24 protein-coding genes and 1 pseudogene are annotated in these 18,472 nt (G+C 65.8%); 9 read left to right on the top strand and 16 right to left on the bottom strand.

What is annotated here, in order from left to right:
* Positions 1-4: 4 nt before the first annotated feature.
* The gene (locus tag AQZ49_RS17005; RefSeq protein ID WP_067618349.1) at positions 5-1,600 is read right to left on the bottom strand and encodes an isocitrate lyase; all 1,596 of its coding nucleotides are present in this window, start codon (positions 1,598-1,600) and stop codon (positions 5-7) included.
* 155 nt (positions 1,601-1,755) lie between these two features.
* On the opposite strand from AQZ49_RS17005, the gene AQZ49_RS17000 reads away from it, so the two are divergent.
* The 5 genes from AQZ49_RS17000 to AQZ49_RS16980 are packed head-to-tail and all read left to right on the top strand — an operon-like array spanning position 1,756 to position 6,098.
* The gene (locus AQZ49_RS17000) at positions 1,756-3,150 is read left to right on the top strand and encodes a helix-turn-helix domain-containing protein (RefSeq protein ID WP_067618346.1); all 1,395 of its coding nucleotides are present in this window, start codon (positions 1,756-1,758) and stop codon (positions 3,148-3,150) included.
* Between the two features lie 53 nt (positions 3,151-3,203).
* Positions 3,204-3,713 carry a GNAT family N-acetyltransferase gene (locus AQZ49_RS16995; RefSeq protein WP_067618343.1) on the top strand — a complete coding sequence of 170 codons (510 nt, stop codon included), beginning with the start codon at positions 3,204-3,206 and terminating at the stop codon, positions 3,711-3,713.
* A 23-nt stretch (positions 3,714-3,736) separates the two neighbouring features.
* On the top strand, positions 3,737-4,306 hold the full coding sequence (locus tag AQZ49_RS16990) for a DUF1285 domain-containing protein (RefSeq protein ID WP_067618339.1): 570 nt from the start codon (positions 3,737-3,739) through the stop codon (positions 4,304-4,306).
* A complete protein-coding gene (locus AQZ49_RS16985) occupies positions 4,303-4,917 on the top strand; it encodes an NUDIX hydrolase (RefSeq protein WP_067618336.1) in 615 nt (204 codons plus the stop codon). The genes AQZ49_RS16990 and AQZ49_RS16985 overlap by 4 nt, the downstream gene beginning before the upstream one ends.
* On the top strand, positions 4,914-6,098 hold the full coding sequence (locus AQZ49_RS16980; RefSeq protein WP_067618333.1) for a CCA tRNA nucleotidyltransferase: 1,185 nt from the start codon (positions 4,914-4,916) through the stop codon (positions 6,096-6,098). The genes AQZ49_RS16985 and AQZ49_RS16980 overlap by 4 nt, the downstream gene beginning before the upstream one ends.
* On the opposite strand, the pseudogene AQZ49_RS16975 reads toward AQZ49_RS16980, so the two are convergent.
* The 10 genes and pseudogenes from AQZ49_RS16975 to AQZ49_RS16930 all read right to left on the bottom strand — a co-directional run.
* Positions 6,091-6,894, bottom strand: a pseudogene (locus AQZ49_RS16975) (S1C family serine protease); the annotation flags it as partial. The gene AQZ49_RS16980 and the pseudogene AQZ49_RS16975 overlap by 8 nt on opposite strands.
* 1 nt (position 6,895) lies before the next feature.
* The gene (locus tag AQZ49_RS16970) at positions 6,896-7,444 is read right to left on the bottom strand and encodes a J domain-containing protein (RefSeq protein WP_067618326.1); all 549 of its coding nucleotides are present in this window, start codon (positions 7,442-7,444) and stop codon (positions 6,896-6,898) included.
* Between the two features lie 89 nt (positions 7,445-7,533).
* Positions 7,534-8,073, bottom strand: a complete 540-nt coding sequence (gene pal / locus AQZ49_RS16965; RefSeq protein WP_067618323.1) for a peptidoglycan-associated lipoprotein Pal — start codon at positions 8,071-8,073, stop codon at positions 7,534-7,536.
* Positions 8,074-8,147: 74 nt separating this feature from the next.
* Positions 8,148-9,545 carry a Tol-Pal system beta propeller repeat protein TolB gene (gene tolB, locus AQZ49_RS16960; RefSeq protein WP_067618319.1) on the bottom strand — a complete coding sequence of 466 codons (1,398 nt, stop codon included), beginning with the start codon at positions 9,543-9,545 and terminating at the stop codon, positions 8,148-8,150.
* Between the two features lie 13 nt (positions 9,546-9,558).
* Complete coding sequence (locus tag AQZ49_RS16955) at positions 9,559-10,560, bottom strand: energy transducer TonB (protein WP_067618316.1); 1,002 nt, start codon at positions 10,558-10,560, stop codon at positions 9,559-9,561.
* Between the two features lie 12 nt (positions 10,561-10,572).
* The gene (gene tolR / locus AQZ49_RS16950) at positions 10,573-11,025 is read right to left on the bottom strand and encodes a protein TolR (protein ID WP_067618430.1); all 453 of its coding nucleotides are present in this window, start codon (positions 11,023-11,025) and stop codon (positions 10,573-10,575) included.
* A 6-nt stretch (positions 11,026-11,031) separates the two neighbouring features.
* Positions 11,032-11,733, bottom strand: coding sequence for a protein TolQ (tolQ, locus tag AQZ49_RS16945; RefSeq protein WP_067618312.1), 702 nt, complete (start codon positions 11,731-11,733; stop codon positions 11,032-11,034).
* A 36-nt stretch (positions 11,734-11,769) separates the two neighbouring features.
* Positions 11,770-12,219 carry a YbgC/FadM family acyl-CoA thioesterase gene (locus AQZ49_RS16940; RefSeq protein WP_067618310.1) on the bottom strand — a complete coding sequence of 150 codons (450 nt, stop codon included), beginning with the start codon at positions 12,217-12,219 and terminating at the stop codon, positions 11,770-11,772.
* Positions 12,220-12,294: 75 nt separating this feature from the next.
* A complete protein-coding gene (locus AQZ49_RS16935) occupies positions 12,295-12,672 on the bottom strand; it encodes a histidine triad nucleotide-binding protein (protein ID WP_067618307.1) in 378 nt (125 codons plus the stop codon).
* A 2-nt stretch (positions 12,673-12,674) separates the two neighbouring features.
* Positions 12,675-12,998, bottom strand: coding sequence for a phosphoribosyl-ATP diphosphatase (locus AQZ49_RS16930; protein ID WP_067618304.1), 324 nt, complete (start codon positions 12,996-12,998; stop codon positions 12,675-12,677).
* 299 nt (positions 12,999-13,297) lie between these two features.
* On the opposite strand from AQZ49_RS16930, the gene AQZ49_RS22625 reads away from it, so the two are divergent.
* Positions 13,298-13,726, top strand: coding sequence for a hypothetical protein (locus AQZ49_RS22625; RefSeq protein ID WP_067618301.1), 429 nt, complete (start codon positions 13,298-13,300; stop codon positions 13,724-13,726).
* A gap of 71 nt (positions 13,727-13,797) precedes the next feature.
* Here the strand turns inward: AQZ49_RS22625 and AQZ49_RS16920 are convergent, their stop codons facing one another.
* The 5 genes from AQZ49_RS16920 to hisB all read right to left on the bottom strand — a co-directional run bounded on the left by AQZ49_RS16920 (position 13,798) and on the right by hisB (position 16,768).
* Complete coding sequence (locus tag AQZ49_RS16920) at positions 13,798-13,977, bottom strand: PEP-CTERM sorting domain-containing protein (protein WP_067618298.1); 180 nt, start codon at positions 13,975-13,977, stop codon at positions 13,798-13,800.
* Between the two features lie 84 nt (positions 13,978-14,061).
* A complete protein-coding gene (gene hisF / locus AQZ49_RS16915) occupies positions 14,062-14,823 on the bottom strand; it encodes an imidazole glycerol phosphate synthase subunit HisF (RefSeq protein ID WP_067618294.1) in 762 nt (253 codons plus the stop codon).
* The gene (gene hisA / locus AQZ49_RS16910) at positions 14,820-15,548 is read right to left on the bottom strand and encodes a 1-(5-phosphoribosyl)-5-[(5-phosphoribosylamino)methylideneamino]imidazole-4-carboxamide isomerase (protein ID WP_067618291.1); all 729 of its coding nucleotides are present in this window, start codon (positions 15,546-15,548) and stop codon (positions 14,820-14,822) included. The genes hisF and hisA overlap by 4 nt, the downstream gene beginning before the upstream one ends.
* A 16-nt stretch (positions 15,549-15,564) precedes the next feature.
* The gene (hisH, locus tag AQZ49_RS16905) at positions 15,565-16,182 is read right to left on the bottom strand and encodes an imidazole glycerol phosphate synthase subunit HisH (RefSeq protein WP_082701855.1); all 618 of its coding nucleotides are present in this window, start codon (positions 16,180-16,182) and stop codon (positions 15,565-15,567) included.
* The gene (hisB, locus tag AQZ49_RS16900) at positions 16,175-16,768 is read right to left on the bottom strand and encodes an imidazoleglycerol-phosphate dehydratase HisB (protein ID WP_067618285.1); all 594 of its coding nucleotides are present in this window, start codon (positions 16,766-16,768) and stop codon (positions 16,175-16,177) included. Before hisB ends, hisH begins: the two co-directional genes overlap by 8 nt.
* Before the next feature lie 108 nt (positions 16,769-16,876).
* On the opposite strand from hisB, the gene AQZ49_RS16895 reads away from it, so the two are divergent.
* Genes AQZ49_RS16895 through gmk form a run of 3 tightly spaced genes read left to right on the top strand, consistent with a single transcriptional unit; the run spans position 16,877 to position 18,467 of the window.
* On the top strand, positions 16,877-17,362 hold the full coding sequence (locus AQZ49_RS16895; RefSeq protein WP_067618282.1) for an SspB family protein: 486 nt from the start codon (positions 16,877-16,879) through the stop codon (positions 17,360-17,362).
* Between the two features lie 33 nt (positions 17,363-17,395).
* Positions 17,396-17,785: a hypothetical protein gene (locus AQZ49_RS16890; RefSeq protein ID WP_067618279.1), complete on the top strand. Its 390-nt coding sequence runs from the start codon at positions 17,396-17,398 to the stop codon at positions 17,783-17,785.
* A 31-nt stretch (positions 17,786-17,816) separates the two neighbouring features.
* Complete coding sequence (gene gmk / locus AQZ49_RS16885; RefSeq protein ID WP_067618276.1) at positions 17,817-18,467, top strand: guanylate kinase; 651 nt, start codon at positions 17,817-17,819, stop codon at positions 18,465-18,467.
* The last annotated feature ends 5 nt before the right edge of the window (positions 18,468-18,472 follow it).

Genomic DNA, 18,472 nt, shown 5'->3' with positions numbered 1-18,472 from the left:
GGGTTTATGCTGCGAACTGGTTCATCGTGTTGTGGGCACCACCGGCCTTGAGCGCGGCATCGCGGGCGAAATAGTCCTTGTGGTCATCGCCGATGTCCGATCCGGCCATGTTCTGGTGCTTGACGCAGGCCAGGCCTTCGCGGATTTCGCGACGTTGCACCCCGGCGACATAGGCCAGCATGCCTTCTTCGCCGAAATAGCCCCTGGCCAGCGTATCGGTGCTGAGCGCGGCGGTGTGGTACGTCGGCAGCGTGATCAGGTGGTGGAAAATGCCCGCTTCACGCGCCGCATCACGCTGGAACGTGCGGATGCGTTCGTCGGCTTCGTTGGCCAGATCACTGCCGTCATAATCCACGCTCATCAGCCGCGCCCGGTCATAGGCCGAGACATCGCGGCCTTCGCTGGCCCAGGCATCATAGACTTGCTGGCGGAAGTTCAGCGTCCAGTTGAAGCTGGGCGAATTGTTGTAGACCAGCTTGGCATGCGGCACGGCTTCGCGGATGCGGTTCACCATGCCTGCGATCTGGCCGATATGCGGCTTTTCGGTTTCGATCCACAGCAAGTCGGCACCGTTCTGCAGGCTGTTGATGCAATCGAGCACGACGCGGTCCTCGCCGCTGCCGGGGCGGAACTGGAACAGGTTTGACGGCAGGCGCTTGGGACGGAGCAACTTGCCGTCGCGCGCGATCAGCACGTCGCCATTGCCCAGATTGGCCGCATCGACTTCATCGCAATCGAGGAAGCTGTTGTACTGGTCGCCGATATCGCCGGGTTCGCGGCTATAGGCGATCTGCTTGGTCAGCCCGGCGCCGAGCGAGTCGGTGCGCGCCACGATCACGCCTTCTTCAACCCCCAGTTCGAGGAAGGCATAGCGCACCGCGCGGATCTTCGCGAGGAAGTCCTCGTGCGGGACGGTGACTTTGCCGTCCTGGTGGCCGCACTGCTTTTCATCCGAAACCTGGTTTTCGATCTGGATGCAGCAGGCGCCTGCCTCGATGAATTTCTTGGCCAGCAGATAAGTCGCCTCGGCATTGCCGAACCCGGCGTCGATATCGGCGATGATCGGCACGACATGGGTCTGGTATTCGTCGATCTTGTGCAGCAGGCGGTGCGTGTTGACCGCGTCGCCCGCCGCCTTGGCCGCGTCGAGTTCGCGGAACAGCCCGCCCAGCTCGCGCGCGTCGGCCTGGCGCAGGAACGTGTACAATTCCTCGATCAGCGTCGGAACGCTGGTCTTTTCGTGCATCGACTGGTCAGGCAAGGGCCCGAATTCGCTGCGCAGTGCCGCAACCATCCAGCCCGACAGATAGAGATAGCGGCCCTTGGTGGTGCCGAAATGCTTCTTGATCGAAATCATCTTCTGCTGCCCGATGAAGCCGTGCCAGCACCCCAGCGACTGGGTGTAGTTGGCAGTGTCGGCGTCATAGGCGGCCATGTCGGCGCGCATGATCTTGGCGGTATAGCGGGCAATGTCGAGCCCGGTGCGGAACCGGTTCTGCAGCCGCATGCGCGCTGCGGATTCGGCCTCGACGCCGTTCCAGGCCTGGCCGAGAGTACCGATCGCGGCGCGTGCTTCGGCAATGGTCTTCGCATAAGTCATGAACACGGGTTCCTGTTGCATGGTGGCCCGACGGGCCCGTCTGTGTGACCCGTCGCTACGCTGCACCGCGAAAGCGCGCGACCCCTTGCGAAGTCATGTTGTCAAACTTTACAAAAAATGCTTGTACAGTTGTACAGTTCTATACGGAGACCGTCATGGCCGATGCCCGCCCGCTCTATCTGGGCCCCCGCATCAAGCGTTTGCGCCGCGAACTGGGGCTGACCCAGGCCGCCATGGCCGATGATCTGGCCATTTCGCCCAGCTATGTCGCGCTGATCGAGCGCAACCAGCGCCCGCTGACCGCCGACCTGCTGTTGCGGCTGGCGCGCAGCTATAAACTCGACATGAGCGAACTCGCGGCCGACGAACGCGACGATTATGCCCAGCGGCTGTCGGTCATGCTGAAAGACCCGATCTTTGCCGAAATCGACCTGACCGCGCTCGAAGTGGCCGATATCGCCACCAGCTTTCCTGGCGTGGCCGAGGCCATGCTGCGGCTGCACGGCGCCTATGCCCGCGAACAGCAGGCGCTGGCAGGCCTGCGCGAAAGCGGCACGAGCGATCCGGCTGGCGATGCGGTGGGCGAGGCGCGGCGGTTCATCGCGCGCGCGGGCAACCATTTTCCCGCACTCGATGCCCGCGCCGAGGCGCTGGCCGACGAGATCGCCCGCGCCGGGGGGCAGGCCGACTGGTTGCAGAAACAGGGCGTGCGGCTGCGCTTCCTGCCCGACGATGTGATGATGGGGGCACTGCGCCGCTATGACCGGCACGGCGAACAGTTGCTGATCGACGACACGCTGTCGCCCACCGCACGGCAATGGGAAGTGGCGCTGCACATCGCCTATACCGCGCTGCGTGCCGAGATAGCCGCGCTGGTGCGGGGCGAAAGCTTTGCCAGCGCGACCGCCGCACACCTCGTGCGCCGTGCGCTGGCGACTTATGCCGCCGCCGCCATGCTGATGCCCTATGACCGGTTTGCCCGCACCGCCTGGACGCGCGGGCATGATATCGGCGCGCTGGCCGGGGTGTTCGGGGTCAGTTTCGAACAAGTGGCGCACCGCCTGACCACGCTGGGCCGTCCCGGTGCGCAGGGTGTGCCGTTCTTCTTCATCCGCGTCGATGCCGCCGGCAATGTTTCCAAACGGCTCGACGGTGCGGGTTTTCCGTTTGCCGCGCATGGCGGCGGATGCCCGTTGTGGAACTTGCATCAGGCCTTTCGCAGCCCCGGCGAGGTGTTGACGCAATGGCTCGAACTGCCTGACGGGCAACGCTTCTTTTCGATCGTGCGCACGGTGTCGAGCGGCGGCGGCGCGCACGACCGCCCCTCGATCACCCGCGCGGTCGCGCTCGCCTGCGCCGCCGAACACGCGCCTCGGCTGGTCTATGCGCAAGACCAGGCTGTGCCCCCCGCCCCCACCCCCATCGGCATGACCTGCCGCTTGTGCAACCGCGCCGAATGCACCGCGCGGGCCGAACCGCCACTTGGCCGCGACATCCTGCCCGACGATTATCGGCGGGTGGCGGCGCCGTTTGCCTTTGCCGAAAGCTGAACTGCGGCTATCCGGCGGCGGTCCGATTCCCCCTGCGCGAAAGCCCTGCCCCGTTGTCCAAGATCATCCCGCTTGCCGATGTCGATCCCGCGCTGATCGAAACGCTGCTCGACACCGCGTTCGAGCCGGAACGCCATCAGCGCACTGCCTACAAGATCCGCGCGGGCACAGATTGGCTGCCGGGGCTGTCGTTTGCCGCGCTTGACGAGGACGATCTGCTGGCGGGCACGATCCAGTGCTGGCCAGTCGCGCTGACCGATCCGGCGGGGCGCGCACACCCGATGATCATGGTCGGCCCGGTTGCCGTGCTGCCCACCCAGCAAGGGCGTGGCTATGGCCAGGCGCTGATGACCGCCAGCCTGACTGCGATCGATCCGCGCGCGCCATTGCCGCAAGTGCTGATCGGCGATCCCGACTATTACGCGCGCTTTTTCGGCTTTGCCAATGCGCCGACGCTCGGCTGGAGCCTGCCGGGCCCTTATGAAGCGCACCGCCTGCTGTGCCGCAGCGCCAATCCGGCAATCTTGCCCCCGCAGGGCACGCTGGGCCCTTGGCGCGGCTGACCTGATCTGGCAGGGCATCATCCGTGCCCTATGACCCCACCCCCGAACTGGCCGCGCTGAGTCTGCCGCAAATTGCCGAGGCTGCTGCTGCGCGACGCCTGCCGCCGATCGACCAGTGGGCCCCGATGCAGCATGGTGACAGCCTGATGCGGATTGCCGCCGACGGCACGTGGTTTCACGATGGCGGCCCGATCACCCGCCCGGCGATGGTGCGCGCCTTTTCCGCCCTGTTGACGCGCGCGGACGACGGGCAGCACTATCTGCTTACGCCGGTGGAAAAGTTGGCGATCGCAGTCGACGATGCCGCGTTTGTCGCCACCGACATGGCCCTGCGCACCGATCGCGCCGGGCAACCGGTGCTGGCGTTTCGGCTCAACACCGATGATGTGGTGCTGGCCGGGCCCGATCACCCGTTGCGCGTGGCGGGGACTGCCGACGTGCCCGCCTTCTATCTCGGCGTGCGCCACGGCACCGAGGCGCGGCTGAACCGCAGCACGTATGCGCAACTGATCGATCACGCTTTGACCGTGTCGTCGCCCGACGCGCTGGCGGTGACCAGCGCGGGGCAGCGCTTTGGCCTGTTGCCGGCATGACCGATGCGCTGTTCGATCGGCTGCACCGCCTGCTGACCGCGGGGCATGCGCGCGACACCGCGCCGCGGTGGGATGACTGGCGCCCGCCCGCCGAAACCACGCTGCGCCCGGCCGCCGTGCTGATCGCGGTGACCGATCGCCCCGGCCATGCCGATGGTCCCGGCGTCCTGATGATCCAGCGCCCCACCACCATGCGCGCGCACCCTGGCCAGGCCGCATTTCCCGGCGGCAAGATCGATGCGGGCGAAACCCCGATCGAGGCCGCCCTGCGCGAGGCGTACGAGGAACTCGGCGTCGATCCCGCCCGCGTGCGCGTGGTGGGCACCAGCGACCGGTTCCAGACCGGCACCGGCTATGACATCACGCCCGTGTTGGCGGTGGTGCCGGGTGACATCGCGATCACGCCCAATCCGGGCGAAGTGGCGCAATGGTTCGAACCGCCGTTCGGCTATGTCATCGATCCCGCCAACCAGCACCGGCGCAGCGCCGACTGGGCTGGCACGCGGCGCGACTATATCGAGATCCTGTGGTCGGGCCACCGCATCTGGGGCGTGACCGGCGCGATCATCGCCAATCTGTCGCACCGCATCGCCTGGCACGATCCGGCATGACCGCCACGCTGCCCGCTGCGGCGTGGACCGCGCGCGCCGATCTGGCCGCGCTGGTCGCCGCGCTTGATCCGATGCACGAGGGGCTGTGCCGCTGGGTCGGCGGCGCGGTGCGCGATACGCTCGCAGACGTGCCGGTCAAGGATATCGACATGGCGACCAGCCTGCTGCCCGAGGCGGTGATCACCCGGCTGGCGGCGGCGGGCATCCGCGCGGTGCCGACGGGCATCGCCCATGGCACGGTCACCGCCGTGCTGGGCGACGGTCCGGTCGAGGTGACCACCTTGCGCCGCGATATCGCCACCGACGGGCGCCATGCCACGGTCGCCTTTTCAAGCGACTGGCACGAGGATGCCGCCCGGCGCGATTTCACCATCAACGCGCTCTATGCCGACCCGACCACTTTGGCGATCACCGACTTTTTCGGCGGCCTCGATGATCTGGCCGCGCGCCGGGTGCGGTTTATCGGTGATGCGCAGGCGCGCATCCGCGAGGATTACTTGCGTATCCTGCGCTATTTCCGGTTTCAGGCGCGATTCGGCGCGCTGCCCGCCGATGCCGAGGCGGAACATGCCTGCGCCGCGCTGGCCGCCGGGCTGAAAGGCCTGTCGCGCGAACGTGTGGGGTGGGAACTGATCCGCCTGCTGGCGCATCCCGATCCGGCGCCGACGCTGGCGCGCATGGCCGATCTGGGTGTGCTGGGGCAAGTCCTGCCCGAAGCCGACCCCGCCGCGCTGCCCGCGTTGATCGCCACCGAAACGCGCGCGGGTGTCGCGCCCGATGCCTTGCGCCGTCTGGCCGCGCTGTTGCCGCCCGATCCCCTGCTGGCCGAAACGGTGGCCGCGCGGCTGCGTTTTTCGGCGGCGCAGAAAAAGCGCCTGGCGGTGGCTGCGGCGCGGCGCCCCGACGATGCCGACGACGCCCGCGCACTGGCCTATCGGCTGGGTCTGGCCGATGCCCGCGACCGGCTGTTGTTGGCAGGCGCTGACATTGCCCCGATCGCCGGCTGGACGGTGCCGCGCTTTCCGCTGAAGGGCGGAGCCATCGTCGCGCGCGGTATCCATGCCGGTCCCGAGGTGGCACGCATCCTGCGCCAGGTGGAACAGCGCTGGATTGCCGAAGGCTTTCCCGATGCCCGCCGGGTCGAGCACTTGCTCGACGAAGCGCTCAGTTCGCCCGGATAAGCTGCGGCACGACATCCATGATGGTGTCGACCGGCACCGCAAAGCCGATCCCTGCCGAGGCGCCCGAGGGGCTGTAGATCGCGGTGTTCATGCCGATCAGGCGTCCGCTCGAATCGAGCAGCGGCCCGCCCGAATTGCCCGGATTGATCGCCGCATCGGTCTGGATCAGATGCTGCACGCCGCCTGATCCGGTGCTGGCGCGCAAACTGCGATCGAGCGCCGAGACGATCCCGGTGGTCAAGGTCCAGTCGAGCCCGAACGGGTTGCCGATGGCAAACACGCGCTGGCCCACTTTCAGATCGTGGCTGGTGCCGATCGGGATCGGCGGCGGGCGGCGGAACGCCACCCCGATGCGCAGCACCGCAATGTCGTGATCGGGGCTGACCCCGACCAGGCTGGCGCGGAACTTGCGCCCGTCGGCCAGGCGGATGGTGGCCTCCGACGCGCCCTGAATCACATGAAAATTGGTCAGCACATGCCCGGCATTGTCCCAGATGATGCCCGAACCCGTGCCCTGCGGCACCGAATAGACATTCCGCGACCAGACATCCTCAACCAGATGCGCGGTGGAAATCGACACCACCGACCCGCGCGCGTTTTCGAACAAGTGGATCGTGGCCTGTTCGTCACGGCCCAGATCGCCGCGCGGGGTAACCGTGCGCGGCGTACCGGTGTTGCCCGTCAGCATCCCGTCGAGTTGCGGCAGCACTTGCCACAGCACCATCAGCGCGGCGATGCAGATCGATGCAACGATGATCCAGCCCGGTCCGGCCGGGCGCTGCGACGGCTGTTGCATGTCAGGCCCCCGAAGAATAGCCCTTCCACGAGCGGCGCTCTTCGGCCGCACGCAGCACTTCATAGGCGAGTTGCAGACGCTGGAATTCGTTGGCCGCCTCGGCATCGCCGGGGCGTACGTCGGGGTGCACCAGCTTGGCGCGCGTGCGCCAGGCCTTGCGCACCGCTTCGAAATCGGCGTCGCTGTCGAGTTCGAGCACTTCCAGGGCGCGCATTTCGTCGCGGCTGCGCGTGCCGTCGCCCGATCCGCCCCATTCGGCCCAGGTGGCCTGGCGATAACCCGACGATTCGGTGTTTTCGGCACGTTCGCGCGCCGCCGCTTCCTCTTTGTCGAGCCCTTCGAAATAGTTCCAGCCGGCGTTGTATTCGGCGGCGTGCGCGGGGCAGAAATACCAGCGATCCGGGGTATTGGGCGATTTGGGCGCGGGGCAATTGCCGGGTTGATCGCACCCGGACCGGTCACACATGCGGATCGGCTTGGCATCGCGACCGCCGCCATAGCCCCGCCAGCGCGGGAATCCCCAGTCGTTTGATCGTGTGTGCCGCGACATCCCTCAACCCAAGCCCAACATGCAGGCAAAGGTCAAGCCGTACCGGGTGCCCACGGACTTTATATGGGCACCCGTACCATCGCCCGCGATCAGTTTACCGTGATCGTCACCGCCCGGCGGTTCTTGGCCCAGGCGGCTTCGTCGGACCCCAGTGCGACCGGGCGTTCCTTGCCATAGCTGATCGTGTTGATGCGGCTGGCATCGACGCCCAGCCCGATCAGATAGTTCTTGGCGGCATTGGCACGGCGTTCACCCAGCGCCAGGTTGTATTCGCGCGTACCGCGTTCGTCGCAATGGCCCTCGATGGTGATCGCCTTGCCCGGGTAACGTGCCAGCCACTGCGCCTGGCTGCGCAGGATGCCTTCGCTTTCGCCATCGATGCCGTACTTGTCGGTGTCGAAATGCACCGTGTCGGAAATCACCGAGGCCAGGAAATCAGCCTCGCTACCCGGCACCGGACCGCTCTGCTGCGGCTGGGCCGGCGGCATCGCCTCGGACTGCGTGCTGGTGCTGGCCGACACCGGCTGCGGCGGCAGTTCCTTGGGCTTGTGGGCGCATCCGGCCAGACCGACGCTGGCGATCAGCAGGGATACGCCCGCAAGGCGGACAAAAACGGGGCTGGGAGACATGAGGGAAAGCTCCTTGGTCGTTCGGGGAGAGGGTGCAACGAGCGTAAGGGAAATTCAAACGGAAAGCACAGCCATCACGGCAGGACCGGCCCCCACGCCGGGTCCGAGGCATCGACCGGGGTTTTCAGGCGGCGTTCGTTGCGCCCGGTCAGGTCGACTTGCCAGATGCTGGTGTGTCCGGTGCCGCGTTCGGTGCGGAAAAACTGCACGATGCGGCCATTGGGCGACCAGGTCGGCGCTTCGTCCTGCCAACTGTCGGTCAGGAAACGGCGATTGTGGCCATCGGGGTCCATCACCGCGACACGCAAATTGCCGCAGATGCAGGTAAACGCGATCTGGTCGCCGCGCGGGCTCCATTCGGGGGTGGCCGCGCGTCCGCCGAAAAAGGTGATGCGGTGCTGGCCGGAGCCGTCGGCGTTCATCACATAGACTTGCTGGCTGCCGCCACGATCGCTTTCAAACACGATCTTGCGCCCGTCGGGCGAATAGCTGCCACCGATGTTGATGCCCGGCGTGTTGGTCAGGCGTACCGACTGTCCGCCAGTGGCGGGCACGCGGTAGATGTCGGTGTTGCCCGCGATCGCCATCGAATAGAGGATATATTTGCCATCGGGCGACCAGCGCGGCGCAAATGTCGGCCCCTTGGCCTCGGTCACCAGATGCTGATGCCCGGTGCCGATATCATAGACATAGATGCGCGGGCGGCCATCGACATAGCTGAGATAGGCGATCTGGCGATAATCGGGCGAATAGCGCGGGGTCAGCGCGACAGCCTGCCCGCTGGTGATGAAACGGTGATTGGCACCATCCGAATCCATGATCGCCAATTGCTTGCGACGGTGATCCTTCGGCCCGGTTTCGGCGATATAGGCGATCTTGGAATCAAAGAACGGGCTTTCCCCCGACAGCCGCGAATAGACCATGTCGGCACATTTGTGCGCCGCGCGTCGCCATTCCACCGGCGACACCACATAGCCCTGGCGCGCCAGTTCCTTGCCCAGCGCCACGTCGTACAGATAGCAGCCGACCGTCAACTGGCCATTGGCCCCACCTTTCACAAACCCCTGGACCAGCATTTCCGCCGAACGTGCGCGCCACCCGGCAAAGGCCGGCGCGGCGACTTCGGCATAACCGATGCCGGGCAGCGAATCCGGCCCGGTCGGTTTGAACAGGCCGTTGTTCTTCAGATCGCTGAACACCACGCGGGCCAGATTGCGGCCCAGCGCCTCGGTATTGCCGCCATCGGCGCCGGTTGCCACCGAACGGTCGGTGGGAAAGGCGGGAATGGCAATGCCCAGATCGCGCCACGCGCTGTCATCAGTGACCGACCCGGTCAGCCCACCCGAATCGGCGGCCTGCGGCGCGCTGGAGGCGGGCAAGGGCTGCTGTTGGGCATGGGCCGGAAGGCCGGGCAAGGCCAGTGCCAGATACAACACGGCCCGGCGGGCGCGGTTCAGGATCATCGGTTTCATCGGGCCATAGTCCCTATTGCGAAAGCTTGCGGTCAAAACGGAAGGCGGCCACGCGGTGCCATTGGGCATAGGCCTGTGGCGGCAACGGGAACGGCGCGGCCAGCATGACCGCGCGGATCGCCAGTTCGGCATGGCGCTGCGCCTGCGCGCGGTTGCTGTCGGTAATGCCCGATTGCGAAACCACCACCGGCCGGCCGGCAAGCGAGCCATCGGGATTGAGCGACCAGGCGAGCACCGTCACCAGCTTGTCCGAATCGACCCCTTGCGGCGCGCTCCAGTGCGGTTTGATCTGGCGCGAAATCGCGCTGACCAACGTGGCGGCGGGAATTACCGAGGCCTTGTCACCGGGCGAGACTTTGTCGCGGCCCGTGCTCGGATCGGTCGAAATGCCGTTGAGAATATCGCCGATCCGGCTGTGGCCGACCGGTTTGTCGGGATGTGGCCTGGCCTGCGCCTCGCCACCTGCGGGTTTTGTGTCGGGCTTGGTGTGTTTGTCGGGTTTCGCCTTCGCCTCATGCTCGGGCTTTGTCTCGGGCTTTGGCTTGGCTTCGGGCTTTGGTTTGGCCTCGGCCTTGTGCTCGACCTTTGGCTTCGGCTCGGGCTTGGGTTTTGGCTTCGGCTCGGGCTTTGGTACCGGCTTGGGCACGGGTTTGTGTACCGGCTGCGGTTCCGGTTTGGGCACGGGTTTCGGCTCGGGTTTGGGCACCGGCTTGACCACCGGCTTTGGCACCGGTTTCGGCGCGGGAACCGGCGCCGGCTGCGGCTGATCGGCGGGCGCGGGTTCGCCCAGATCCTGCGCCATGTCGGGGGCGGGTTGCGCGTCGGGCTTGGGCGAAGTTGACTGGTCGGATATCGTGCTGGCCAGCGACACGGTCATCCGCTGGGGCGGCGGTTGCACTTTGCGGCCCAGTGGCGACAGCGTGAGCGCAGCGATCAGCGCGACATGCGCCGCGATCGCCACGCCCAGGCCCAGAGCCTCTTCGCGGGTCAAACCAAAGGAGCGGGATTCGCGCATGCCGCCGGGCCCTTAAGGCGCTTCAACTGAACCGTTGGTGACCAGCGAGATCGATTTGAACCCTGCCGCGTTCAGTTCGCCCATCACCGCGATCACCCGGCCATAATCGAGATGGCGGTCGGCACGCAGCGTGACCAGCGGCAGCTTGTCGCCCGCATCGCGCACCACCTGGGCCAGCCGGTCGGTCATTTCTCCCGGCGCCAGTTCCTGCTGGTCGAGAAACACGCGGCCATTGCCATCCATGCTGATGGTGATCGCATGGGGTTCCTCTTTCAGCGCCTCGGCCTTGCTGTCGGGCAGGTCGATCGGCACCCCGGCGGTCAGCATCGGCGCGGTGACCATGAAGATGATCAGCAGCACCAGCATCACGTCGACCAGCGGGGTAACGTTGATCTCTGCCATCGGCCCGGCCCGGCCACGCCCGCGCCGCCGCCGTCCGCCGCCACTGCCAGAGGCCATGTGCATCGCCATCTACTGTTCCAGTTCGCGGCTGAGCGTGCCGTGAAACCGGTCGGTAAAGCGGAACAGCGACGCTTCGAACGCGTTAACCCGGAACGAAAAGCGGTTGTAGGCAACGACGGCGGGGATGGCGGCGAACAGCCCGATGGCGGTGGCGAACAGCGCCTCGGAAATCCCCGGAGCAACCACCGCGAGCGACGAATTCTGCATCGCACCGATGCGGAAAAAGCTGTCCATCACCCCCCACACCGTGCCGAACAGGCCCACGAACGGCGCGACCGAGCCGACTGTCGCCAGAAAGTTCAGCCGCCGGGCGAGCTGGTCGGTTTCCTCGGTGACCGCGCCGTCCATCGCGGCGGCCAGCCGCTGGCGCGTGCCGTCGCGATCAATCGTCTTGCCCGATGTCGATCGTCGCCATTCGGCCAGCGCGGCGGTGACGACGCGGGCGGTGGGGATATCCTTCTTGCCCTGGTCCTTCTGATAGGCGTCGATATCGCGCGCGCTCCAGAACCCGTCTTCATATTTGCGGCAGCGCGAACCGATCAGGCCCATCCGCACGGTAAACCCGACGATGATCATCCACACCCAGATCGAGGCCAGCACCAGCCCGCCGATCACCGCCTGCACCACGACATCGGCATGCAGGAACAGTTCGACCGGATTGAGCCGGGTCGGAGCACCGATCGCACTTTCGGCAAGCATTGCGAGCATCATGCGCTGACTTTCATCCTTTTGATCATGGCACGTCGATCATCGTTCAGGGGCAACCAGCGCCCGGAACGCGGCCACCCAGTGCGGCGGCTGGCGCCGGGGTCGACCATTGGGGGCAACAAAGGCAACACGCACCGTCGCGCTGCACAACAGATCATCGCCGCGCCACGCCGCCTGATCCAGACGGCAGGTCACCGGCGACACCTCCGCCACCGTGCTGACCACGGTCACCGCATCATCCAGCCGCGCGGGGCGGGCATATCTGAGCGCCATATCGGTCACGGCATAGGCCCCTTCCCCGGCGTCATGCGCCGCGCGCTGGTCGATCCGGGCCAGCCGCAACATGTCTGACCGCGCGCGCTCGAACCAGCGCAAGTAATTGGCATGATAGACCACACCCGACAGGTCGGTATCCTCGAAATAGACCCGCACGGCAAAAACATGCCGCGTGCCGTCGAAACAGCCGGATTGGGGTAACAGGGCCTGCATGAACGCCTCAGTAACCGGTCGCGAAGGGCCAGGGCAAGGCCGCGTTGCCCGACCCGACCGGAAAATCAACGCGGATCAACGCACCAGCATCGGCCCGAGCGGACGCCCGGCAAACAGGTGGACGTGCAAATGCGGCACTTCCTGATGGCTGTCGGTCCCGGTGTTGGCCAGCAGGCGATAGCCTGGCGCGACCAGCCCCGCCTCACGCGCGACATGGCCCACCGCGCGGACAAATCCGGCGATCTCCGCCTCGGTCGCGCGCAGCGAAAAATCGTCCCAACTTACATAGGCGCCCTTGGGGATCACCAGCACATGTGTTGGCGCCTGTGGATTGATGTCGTGAAACGCCAGCGCCCAGTCGTCTTCGTATACCTTCTGCGCGGGGATTTCGCCGCGCAGGATTTTCGCAAAGACATTCTGGTCGTCATAGGCACGGGTGGCATCGACCGCCATGATCACGAACTCCTGCTTGCCTTTTCCACAATCCCCGAGGTGCCTTCGCGCCGCAACAGCTCGCCCAGCACCGCATCGATCGCAATCCCGCGCGCGCCCAGCAGCACCAGCAGGTGAAACAGCAGATCGGCCGCTTCGCCGGTCAGCTCGGCATCATCCCCGGTCAACGCGGCGATCACCGTTTCGGTGGCCTCTTCGCCCACTTTCTGCGCGATCTTGCCCAGCCCGCGCGCGTGCAGCCGCGCGACATAGCTGGCGGCGGGGTCGCCGCCCAGCCGACCGGCAATCACCGTTTCCAGACGGGCAAGAATTTCGGCATGATCCATCCCCGCAGGCCATGAAGCGACGGCCCGATGGCGTCAAGCATGAACCTGCACATTCGCGATCAGGCCATTCATACGCGCGTAATGCGATGCCCGTTAAAGACAAGACAATCGATACAGCGACGTTCCGGATGCATTTTTTCGATCCGAAATTGGCAGTCTGTACAAATGGATGAAATACATTGCGCAAGGTGATGAACAGGCGCCGCCAATCCGGGGGGCGCTATCCGGCGCGCAATTGACCGTCAGTACAAGGCATCTCGGGCCATCGACCGACCGGAGATGATTGCGAGGAGAGTAGCATGAAGCGATTTCTTACCAAGACCGTCATGGCTGCCGCGGTCGTCGCGGGCGTCGTTCCCGCCTTCGACAGCGCCCAGGCCCAGGCCGTGATCATCGCGCCGTTCGCGTTCGGCGGGCAGCAATATTGCTGGTACGATTCCGCCTGGCGCGGCCCCGGCTGGTATTATTGCGGCTATGCCTGGCGGCGCGGCTATGGCTGGGGCGGCGGCTATGGCTGGCGTGGCCACGGTGGCCATTACATGCATGGCGGTGGCGGTTACCACGGCGGCGGCGGATATCACGGCGGTGGCGGTTACCATGGCGGCGGTGCGCCGCACGGCGGTGAATTCCATGGCGGCGGCGGCGGCCATGGCGGCGGCGGCGCTCCCCATGGTGGTGGCGGTGGCGGTGGTGGCCATGGCGGTGGTGGCGAACATCGCGGCCACTGATCGCCTGCGAACGGCAAATACCCGGTAAAACGGCGGTGGATCGGCCCTTGCGGCCGGTCCACCGTGCGGCGTCAATCGCGCCGTCTGGCAGCGTGTCGCCCGACGATCAGCCCGACCACACCCAGCGCCAGCAACGCCAGTGCCGCCGGTTCATCCACCGCCGTGCCACCGTTGCCCAAAGGCGCGGCCCAGGCCGGTGATGCCGCACATGCGAAGATCGTCGCCATCGCGGTAAGGATGCGGGTAACCATCCCTGCCGCTTATCCCGGATACAATGATTCGCCAACGAAATCGGCGGCTCTTGCGCGGGCCCGTCCCAATGCAGGACACCCGGTTCAGTCGCGTGCGGGCAGACCGGCTGCGCGCAGTGCAGCATGCGCTTGGGCAATGGAATGGGTGCCGAAATGGAAAATCGAGGCGGCCAGCACCGCGCTGGCGTGCCCTTGCTTAACCCCGGCCACCAGATGATCGAGCGACCCGACCCCGCCGCTGGCAATCACCGGCACCGGCACCGCATCGGCAATCGCACGCGTGAGTGCCAGGTCATAGCCGGCCTGGGTGCCATCGCCATCCATGCTGGTCACCAGCAATTCGCCCGCGCCAAGTTCTGCCAGCCGTACCGCATGGGCCAGCGCATCGATCCCGGTCGGCTTGCGCCCGCCATGGGTAAAGATTTCCCAGGTGCCGATACCGGTGCGCCGGGCATCGACCGACCCGACCACGCATTGCGCACCGAATTTCTCGGCAATGTCGCGCACCAGTTCGGGCCGCGCGACGGCGGCGGAATTGACAGCGACTTTGTCTGCCCCGGCCAGCAGCAGCGCGCGCGCATCGGCCACTTCGCGCACCCCGCCGCCCACCGTCAGCGGCATGAAACACACCTCTGCGGTGCGTGCGACTACGTCGAGCAGCGTGCCGCGCCCTTCGTGGGTGGCGGAAATATCCAGAAAGCACAGCTCGTCGGCGCCGGCGGCATCATAGGCGCGCGCCTGTTCGACCGGATCGCCGGCATCGCGCAAGTCGACGAAATTGACGCCCTTGACCACGCGGCCATTGGCGACATCAAGACAGGGGATGACGCGGACGCGGACGGTCATGCCGCCTCGGCAATGGCAATGGCGGCGCCCAGGTCGAGCCGTCCGTCATAGAGCGCGCGCCCGGTGATCACCCCTTCGATCCCGTCGACTTCGTGGATCTTCAGCACGCGGATATCGTCGAGGCCCTTGACGCCGCCGCTCGCGATCACGGGCAGGCGCGTGCTGCGCGCCAGATCGACCGTCGCCTCGACATTGCAGCCCTTGAGCAGGCCGTCGCGCCCGACATCGGTGAACAGGATCGCGGCAACCCCGGCATCCTCGAACCGGCGCGCCATGTCGGCGATCGACACATCGGACACTTCGGCCCAGCCATGCGTGGCCACCATGCCGTCGCGCGCATCGACCGCCACGACAATCCCGCCGGGATAGGCGCCCGCCATATCGCGCACGAATTGCGGATCGTTGAGCGCAGCGGTGCCGATCACCACCCGCGACACGCCCAGATCGAACCAGCCATCGACCGACACCGCGTTGCGGATACCGCCGCCCAATTGCACATGGCCGGGAAAGGCCGTCAGAATCGATTCGACGGCGGCCCGGTTGCGCGCCTCTCCGGCGAACGCGCCGTCCAGATCGACGACATGCAGATACTGGCTGCCCTGTTCGGCAAACAGCCGGGCCTGGGCCGCAGGATCATCGCCATAGACTGTGGCGCGCGCCATGTCGCCTTCGGCCAGGCGGACCACCTGGCCCGCTTTGAGATCGATGGCGGGAAAGACGATCATCGCAAACTGCCTTTTCTCAAGGTTTCCAGGCCAGGAAGCGGGCGAGCAGGCTCAGCCCGTATGCCTGGCTCTTTTCGGGGTGGAACTGCACGCCCAGCACGGTGTCGCGCGCCACCGCCGCCACCAGCGCGCCGCCATGATCGCTGCTGGCCGCGACATGATCGGCGTGATCGGGCACGAAATGATAGGAGTGCAGGAAATAGGCCTCGCCCGGCGCGATCAAGCCATCGACGCGCGGCACGACATCGTTCCAGCCCATGTGCGGCACTTTGATCGCGGGGTCGCTCGCCACGATCGGTCGCACTTCGCCGCCGATCCAGTCGAGCCCGGCGGTCACGCCGAATTCGATCCCGCGCGTGGCGAGCAGTTGCATGCCGACGCAGATGCCCAGAAACGGCACGCCACCCACCTGCACCCGCTCGGTCATCGCCTCGACCAGGCCAGGCACGCCGCGCAGCGCGCCGATGCACGCGCGAAACGCACCGACACCGGGCAACACGATGCGGTCTGCGCCGCGCACAACATCGGGATCGGCGGTGATCACCACGCCCTCGCCACCGGCAGCGCGCAGGGCATTGGCGACCGACCGCAAATTGCCCGCGCCGTAATCGATCAGCGCGGTAACCTCAGCCACCCAGTTGCCCCTTGGTCGACGGCACGGCATCGCCCTTGCGCGGGTCGATCGCCACGGCCTGACGCATCGCGCGGGCAAAACCCTTGTAAATGCCTTCGATCACATGGTGGTTGTTGCTGCCATAGAGACAGGCGATGTGCAGCGTGATGCCCGCGGCCTGCGACACCGATTGAAACCAGTGTTCAAACAGTTCGGTATCCATTTCGCCCAGGCGCGGCTGGGTGAACGTGGCGTTCCACACCAGCACCGGGCGCCCCGAAATATCGAGCGCGACACGGGCCAGCGCTTCATCCATCGGGGCATGCGCTTCGCCATAACGGGCAATGCCCTTCTTGTCGCCAAGCGCCTGGTGGATCGCCTGCCCCAGCGCGATCGCGCTGTCTTCGGTGGTGTGATGCTGATCGACATGCAGATCGCCTTTGACCCGCAGCGAAACATCAATCAGCGAATGGCGGCTGAACTGTTCGATCATGTGATCGAGAAAGCCGATGCCGGTCGACACGTCATAGAGGCCGGTACCGTCGAGATTGACGGTGACAGCAATATCGGTTTCGGCAGTGGTGCGGGCGATCGTTCCTGTGCGCATGACCAGAGGCCTATAAGCCTACAAAGACGCAAATCAATCGACAGTTCCCGCACGGAACACTTAATCGGCGCTTGACCCGTGGCGCGTGCGGCGTCATTTCCCTGTGCGATGAGCGAAGCCCCTGACAGCCTGATCCCTTATGACGAAATCGTGCAGGAAGCGCTGCGCGCCGTGGTCGGCCGCGTGCTTGGCCAGGTTGAAAGTTCGGGCGGCGTGCTGCCCGGCAGCCACCATTTCTATATCACGTTCAAGACTGCCGCCCCGGGGGTGAACATCCCCAACCGGCTGAAGGAACGTTTTCCCGACGAAATGACCATCGTCCTGCAAAACAAGTTCTGGGATCTGAAAGTCACCGACACCGGCTTTACCGTGGGCCTGTCGTTCAGCCAGGTGCCAGCCACGCTGATCATTCCGTTCAGCGCGATCACCGCGTTTGTCGATCCGGCGGTCGATTTCGGCCTGCAGTTCCAGGCGGCGGGCGATCTGGATGACGAATTGCACGACAGTGCCGAAAACGACACGCCCGACACCCCGCCAGCCACCGCCGATGACGGTTCGAACGTGGTAACGGTTGATTTCGGCCGCAAGAAGTAGCCAACTGCCCGGACCGCAGACAGGAGGCGGGCCATGGCACTGTTCAAGAAAAAACCGCCCACACCGCCGGCAGACAGCGCCACGCCGTCGCTGACGCCGCTGCTCAGCGTGATTCTGGCCGACCTGGCGTTGCGCGCGGGCGAACGGCTGGTGCGGCGCGGGGTGGAACGCGGGTTGCTGAACGGCAAGCCGGCCAGGACAGGGCGGGTGATTCGCGGCGCGACGCTGGGCGAAACGGTGATCGGCACGGTCATGGCCGAAGTGGCGCGGCGATCGGTGCCCGGCGCGATCCTGGTTGGCGGCGGATTGCTGGCCAAGACACTGCGTGATCGGCGCATCGCGCGTGAAGCGCAGGCAAAAATCACGCGGGCAGCGCAGGCGAAAGCGGCGCTGCCGAAACCCGATGACGATAACAGCGCTTGACCACCCCCCCGGTGGTTTGCCACTTGCGCCCATGACCGAACCGCAAAACCAGAACGACGCGCTGCACCGGCGCGGGTTGATGTTCATCCTGTCCTCGCCATCGGGCGCCGGCAAGACCACCATCGCGCGCAAGCTGCTGACCGTCGAGCCCGAACTGGGCCTGTCGGTTTCGGCCACTACGCGCCCGATGCGCCCCGGCGAGGTCGACGGGCGCGATTATCATTTCATTTCGCCCGACGCATTCGATCGCATGGTCGAAGCGGGCGAATTCTATGAATGGGCGCGCGTGTTCGGCAATGCCTATGGCACGCCCAAGGGACAGATCCGCAACGGATTGAAGGCTGGGCAGGATTTCCTGTTCGACATCGACTGGCAGGGCACCCAGCAATTGCATCAAAAGGCCGAGGCCGACGTGGTGCGGGTGTTCATCCTGCCGCCCAGTCTGGACGAGTTGCGCCGCCGTCTGGAAGGGCGCGGCACCGACAGCGAAGACGTGATTGCCGCCCGCATGGCGCGCGCGCAGGCGGAAATCAGCCACTGGGATGCCTATGACTACGTCGTGGTCAACGACGATGTCGACACTTGTTTCGAAAAAGTGCGCCAGATCCTCGCCGCCGAACGCATGCGACGCAAACGCCAGACCGGATTGATTGATTTTGTAAGGGAATTGACGCGCGGCTGAACCCT

It is taken from the genome of Novosphingobium sp. FSW06-99 (assembly GCF_001519065.1).
In the GTDB taxonomy this organism is placed as follows: domain Bacteria; phylum Pseudomonadota; class Alphaproteobacteria; order Sphingomonadales; family Sphingomonadaceae; genus Novosphingobium.
Note: the sequence above shows the minus strand (reverse complement) of the source record. Positions and strands in the feature narration are given on the sequence as shown.

What these genes read in the sequence shown, in the direction of transcription:
- AQZ49_RS22625 (WP_067618301.1), top strand. Translation starts at nt 13,298, where the DNA reads ATGAAGCGATTTCTTACCAAGACCGTCATGGCTGCCGCGGTCGTCGCG.
- tolQ (WP_067618312.1), bottom strand. Translation starts at nt 11,733, where the DNA reads ATGATGCTCGCAATGCTTGCCGAAAGTGCGATCGGTGCTCCGACCCGG.
- AQZ49_RS16985 (WP_067618336.1), top strand. Translation starts at nt 4,303, where the DNA reads ATGACCGATGCGCTGTTCGATCGGCTGCACCGCCTGCTGACCGCGGGG.
- AQZ49_RS16955 (WP_067618316.1), bottom strand. Translation starts at nt 10,560, where the DNA reads ATGCGCGAATCCCGCTCCTTTGGTTTGACCCGCGAAGAGGCTCTGGGC.
- AQZ49_RS16980 (WP_067618333.1), top strand. Translation starts at nt 4,914, where the DNA reads ATGACCGCCACGCTGCCCGCTGCGGCGTGGACCGCGCGCGCCGATCTG.
- AQZ49_RS16935 (WP_067618307.1), bottom strand. Translation starts at nt 12,672, where the DNA reads ATGGCGGTCGATGCCACCCGTGCCTATGACGACCAGAATGTCTTTGCG.
- gmk (WP_067618276.1), top strand. Translation starts at nt 17,817, where the DNA reads ATGACCGAACCGCAAAACCAGAACGACGCGCTGCACCGGCGCGGGTTG.
- AQZ49_RS17000 (WP_067618346.1), top strand. Translation starts at nt 1,756, where the DNA reads ATGGCCGATGCCCGCCCGCTCTATCTGGGCCCCCGCATCAAGCGTTTG.
- AQZ49_RS17005 (WP_067618349.1), bottom strand. Translation starts at nt 1,600, where the DNA reads ATGACTTATGCGAAGACCATTGCCGAAGCACGCGCCGCGATCGGTACT.
- tolB (WP_067618319.1), bottom strand. Translation starts at nt 9,545, where the DNA reads ATGAAACCGATGATCCTGAACCGCGCCCGCCGGGCCGTGTTGTATCTG.
- hisF (WP_067618294.1), bottom strand. Translation starts at nt 14,823, where the DNA reads ATGACCGTCCGCGTCCGCGTCATCCCCTGTCTTGATGTCGCCAATGGC.
- pal (WP_067618323.1), bottom strand. Translation starts at nt 8,073, where the DNA reads ATGTCTCCCAGCCCCGTTTTTGTCCGCCTTGCGGGCGTATCCCTGCTG.
- AQZ49_RS16890 (WP_067618279.1), top strand. Translation starts at nt 17,396, where the DNA reads ATGGCACTGTTCAAGAAAAAACCGCCCACACCGCCGGCAGACAGCGCC.
- AQZ49_RS16970 (WP_067618326.1), bottom strand. Translation starts at nt 7,444, where the DNA reads ATGTCGCGGCACACACGATCAAACGACTGGGGATTCCCGCGCTGGCGG.
- hisA (WP_067618291.1), bottom strand. Translation starts at nt 15,548, where the DNA reads ATGATCGTCTTTCCCGCCATCGATCTCAAAGCGGGCCAGGTGGTCCGC.
- hisB (WP_067618285.1), bottom strand. Translation starts at nt 16,768, where the DNA reads ATGCGCACAGGAACGATCGCCCGCACCACTGCCGAAACCGATATTGCT.
- tolR (WP_067618430.1), bottom strand. Translation starts at nt 11,025, where the DNA reads ATGCACATGGCCTCTGGCAGTGGCGGCGGACGGCGGCGGCGCGGGCGT.
- AQZ49_RS16940 (WP_067618310.1), bottom strand. Translation starts at nt 12,219, where the DNA reads ATGCAGGCCCTGTTACCCCAATCCGGCTGTTTCGACGGCACGCGGCAT.
- AQZ49_RS16920 (WP_067618298.1), bottom strand. Translation starts at nt 13,977, where the DNA reads ATGGTTACCCGCATCCTTACCGCGATGGCGACGATCTTCGCATGTGCG.
- AQZ49_RS16930 (WP_067618304.1), bottom strand. Translation starts at nt 12,998, where the DNA reads ATGGATCATGCCGAAATTCTTGCCCGTCTGGAAACGGTGATTGCCGGT.
- AQZ49_RS16895 (WP_067618282.1), top strand. Translation starts at nt 16,877, where the DNA reads ATGAGCGAAGCCCCTGACAGCCTGATCCCTTATGACGAAATCGTGCAG.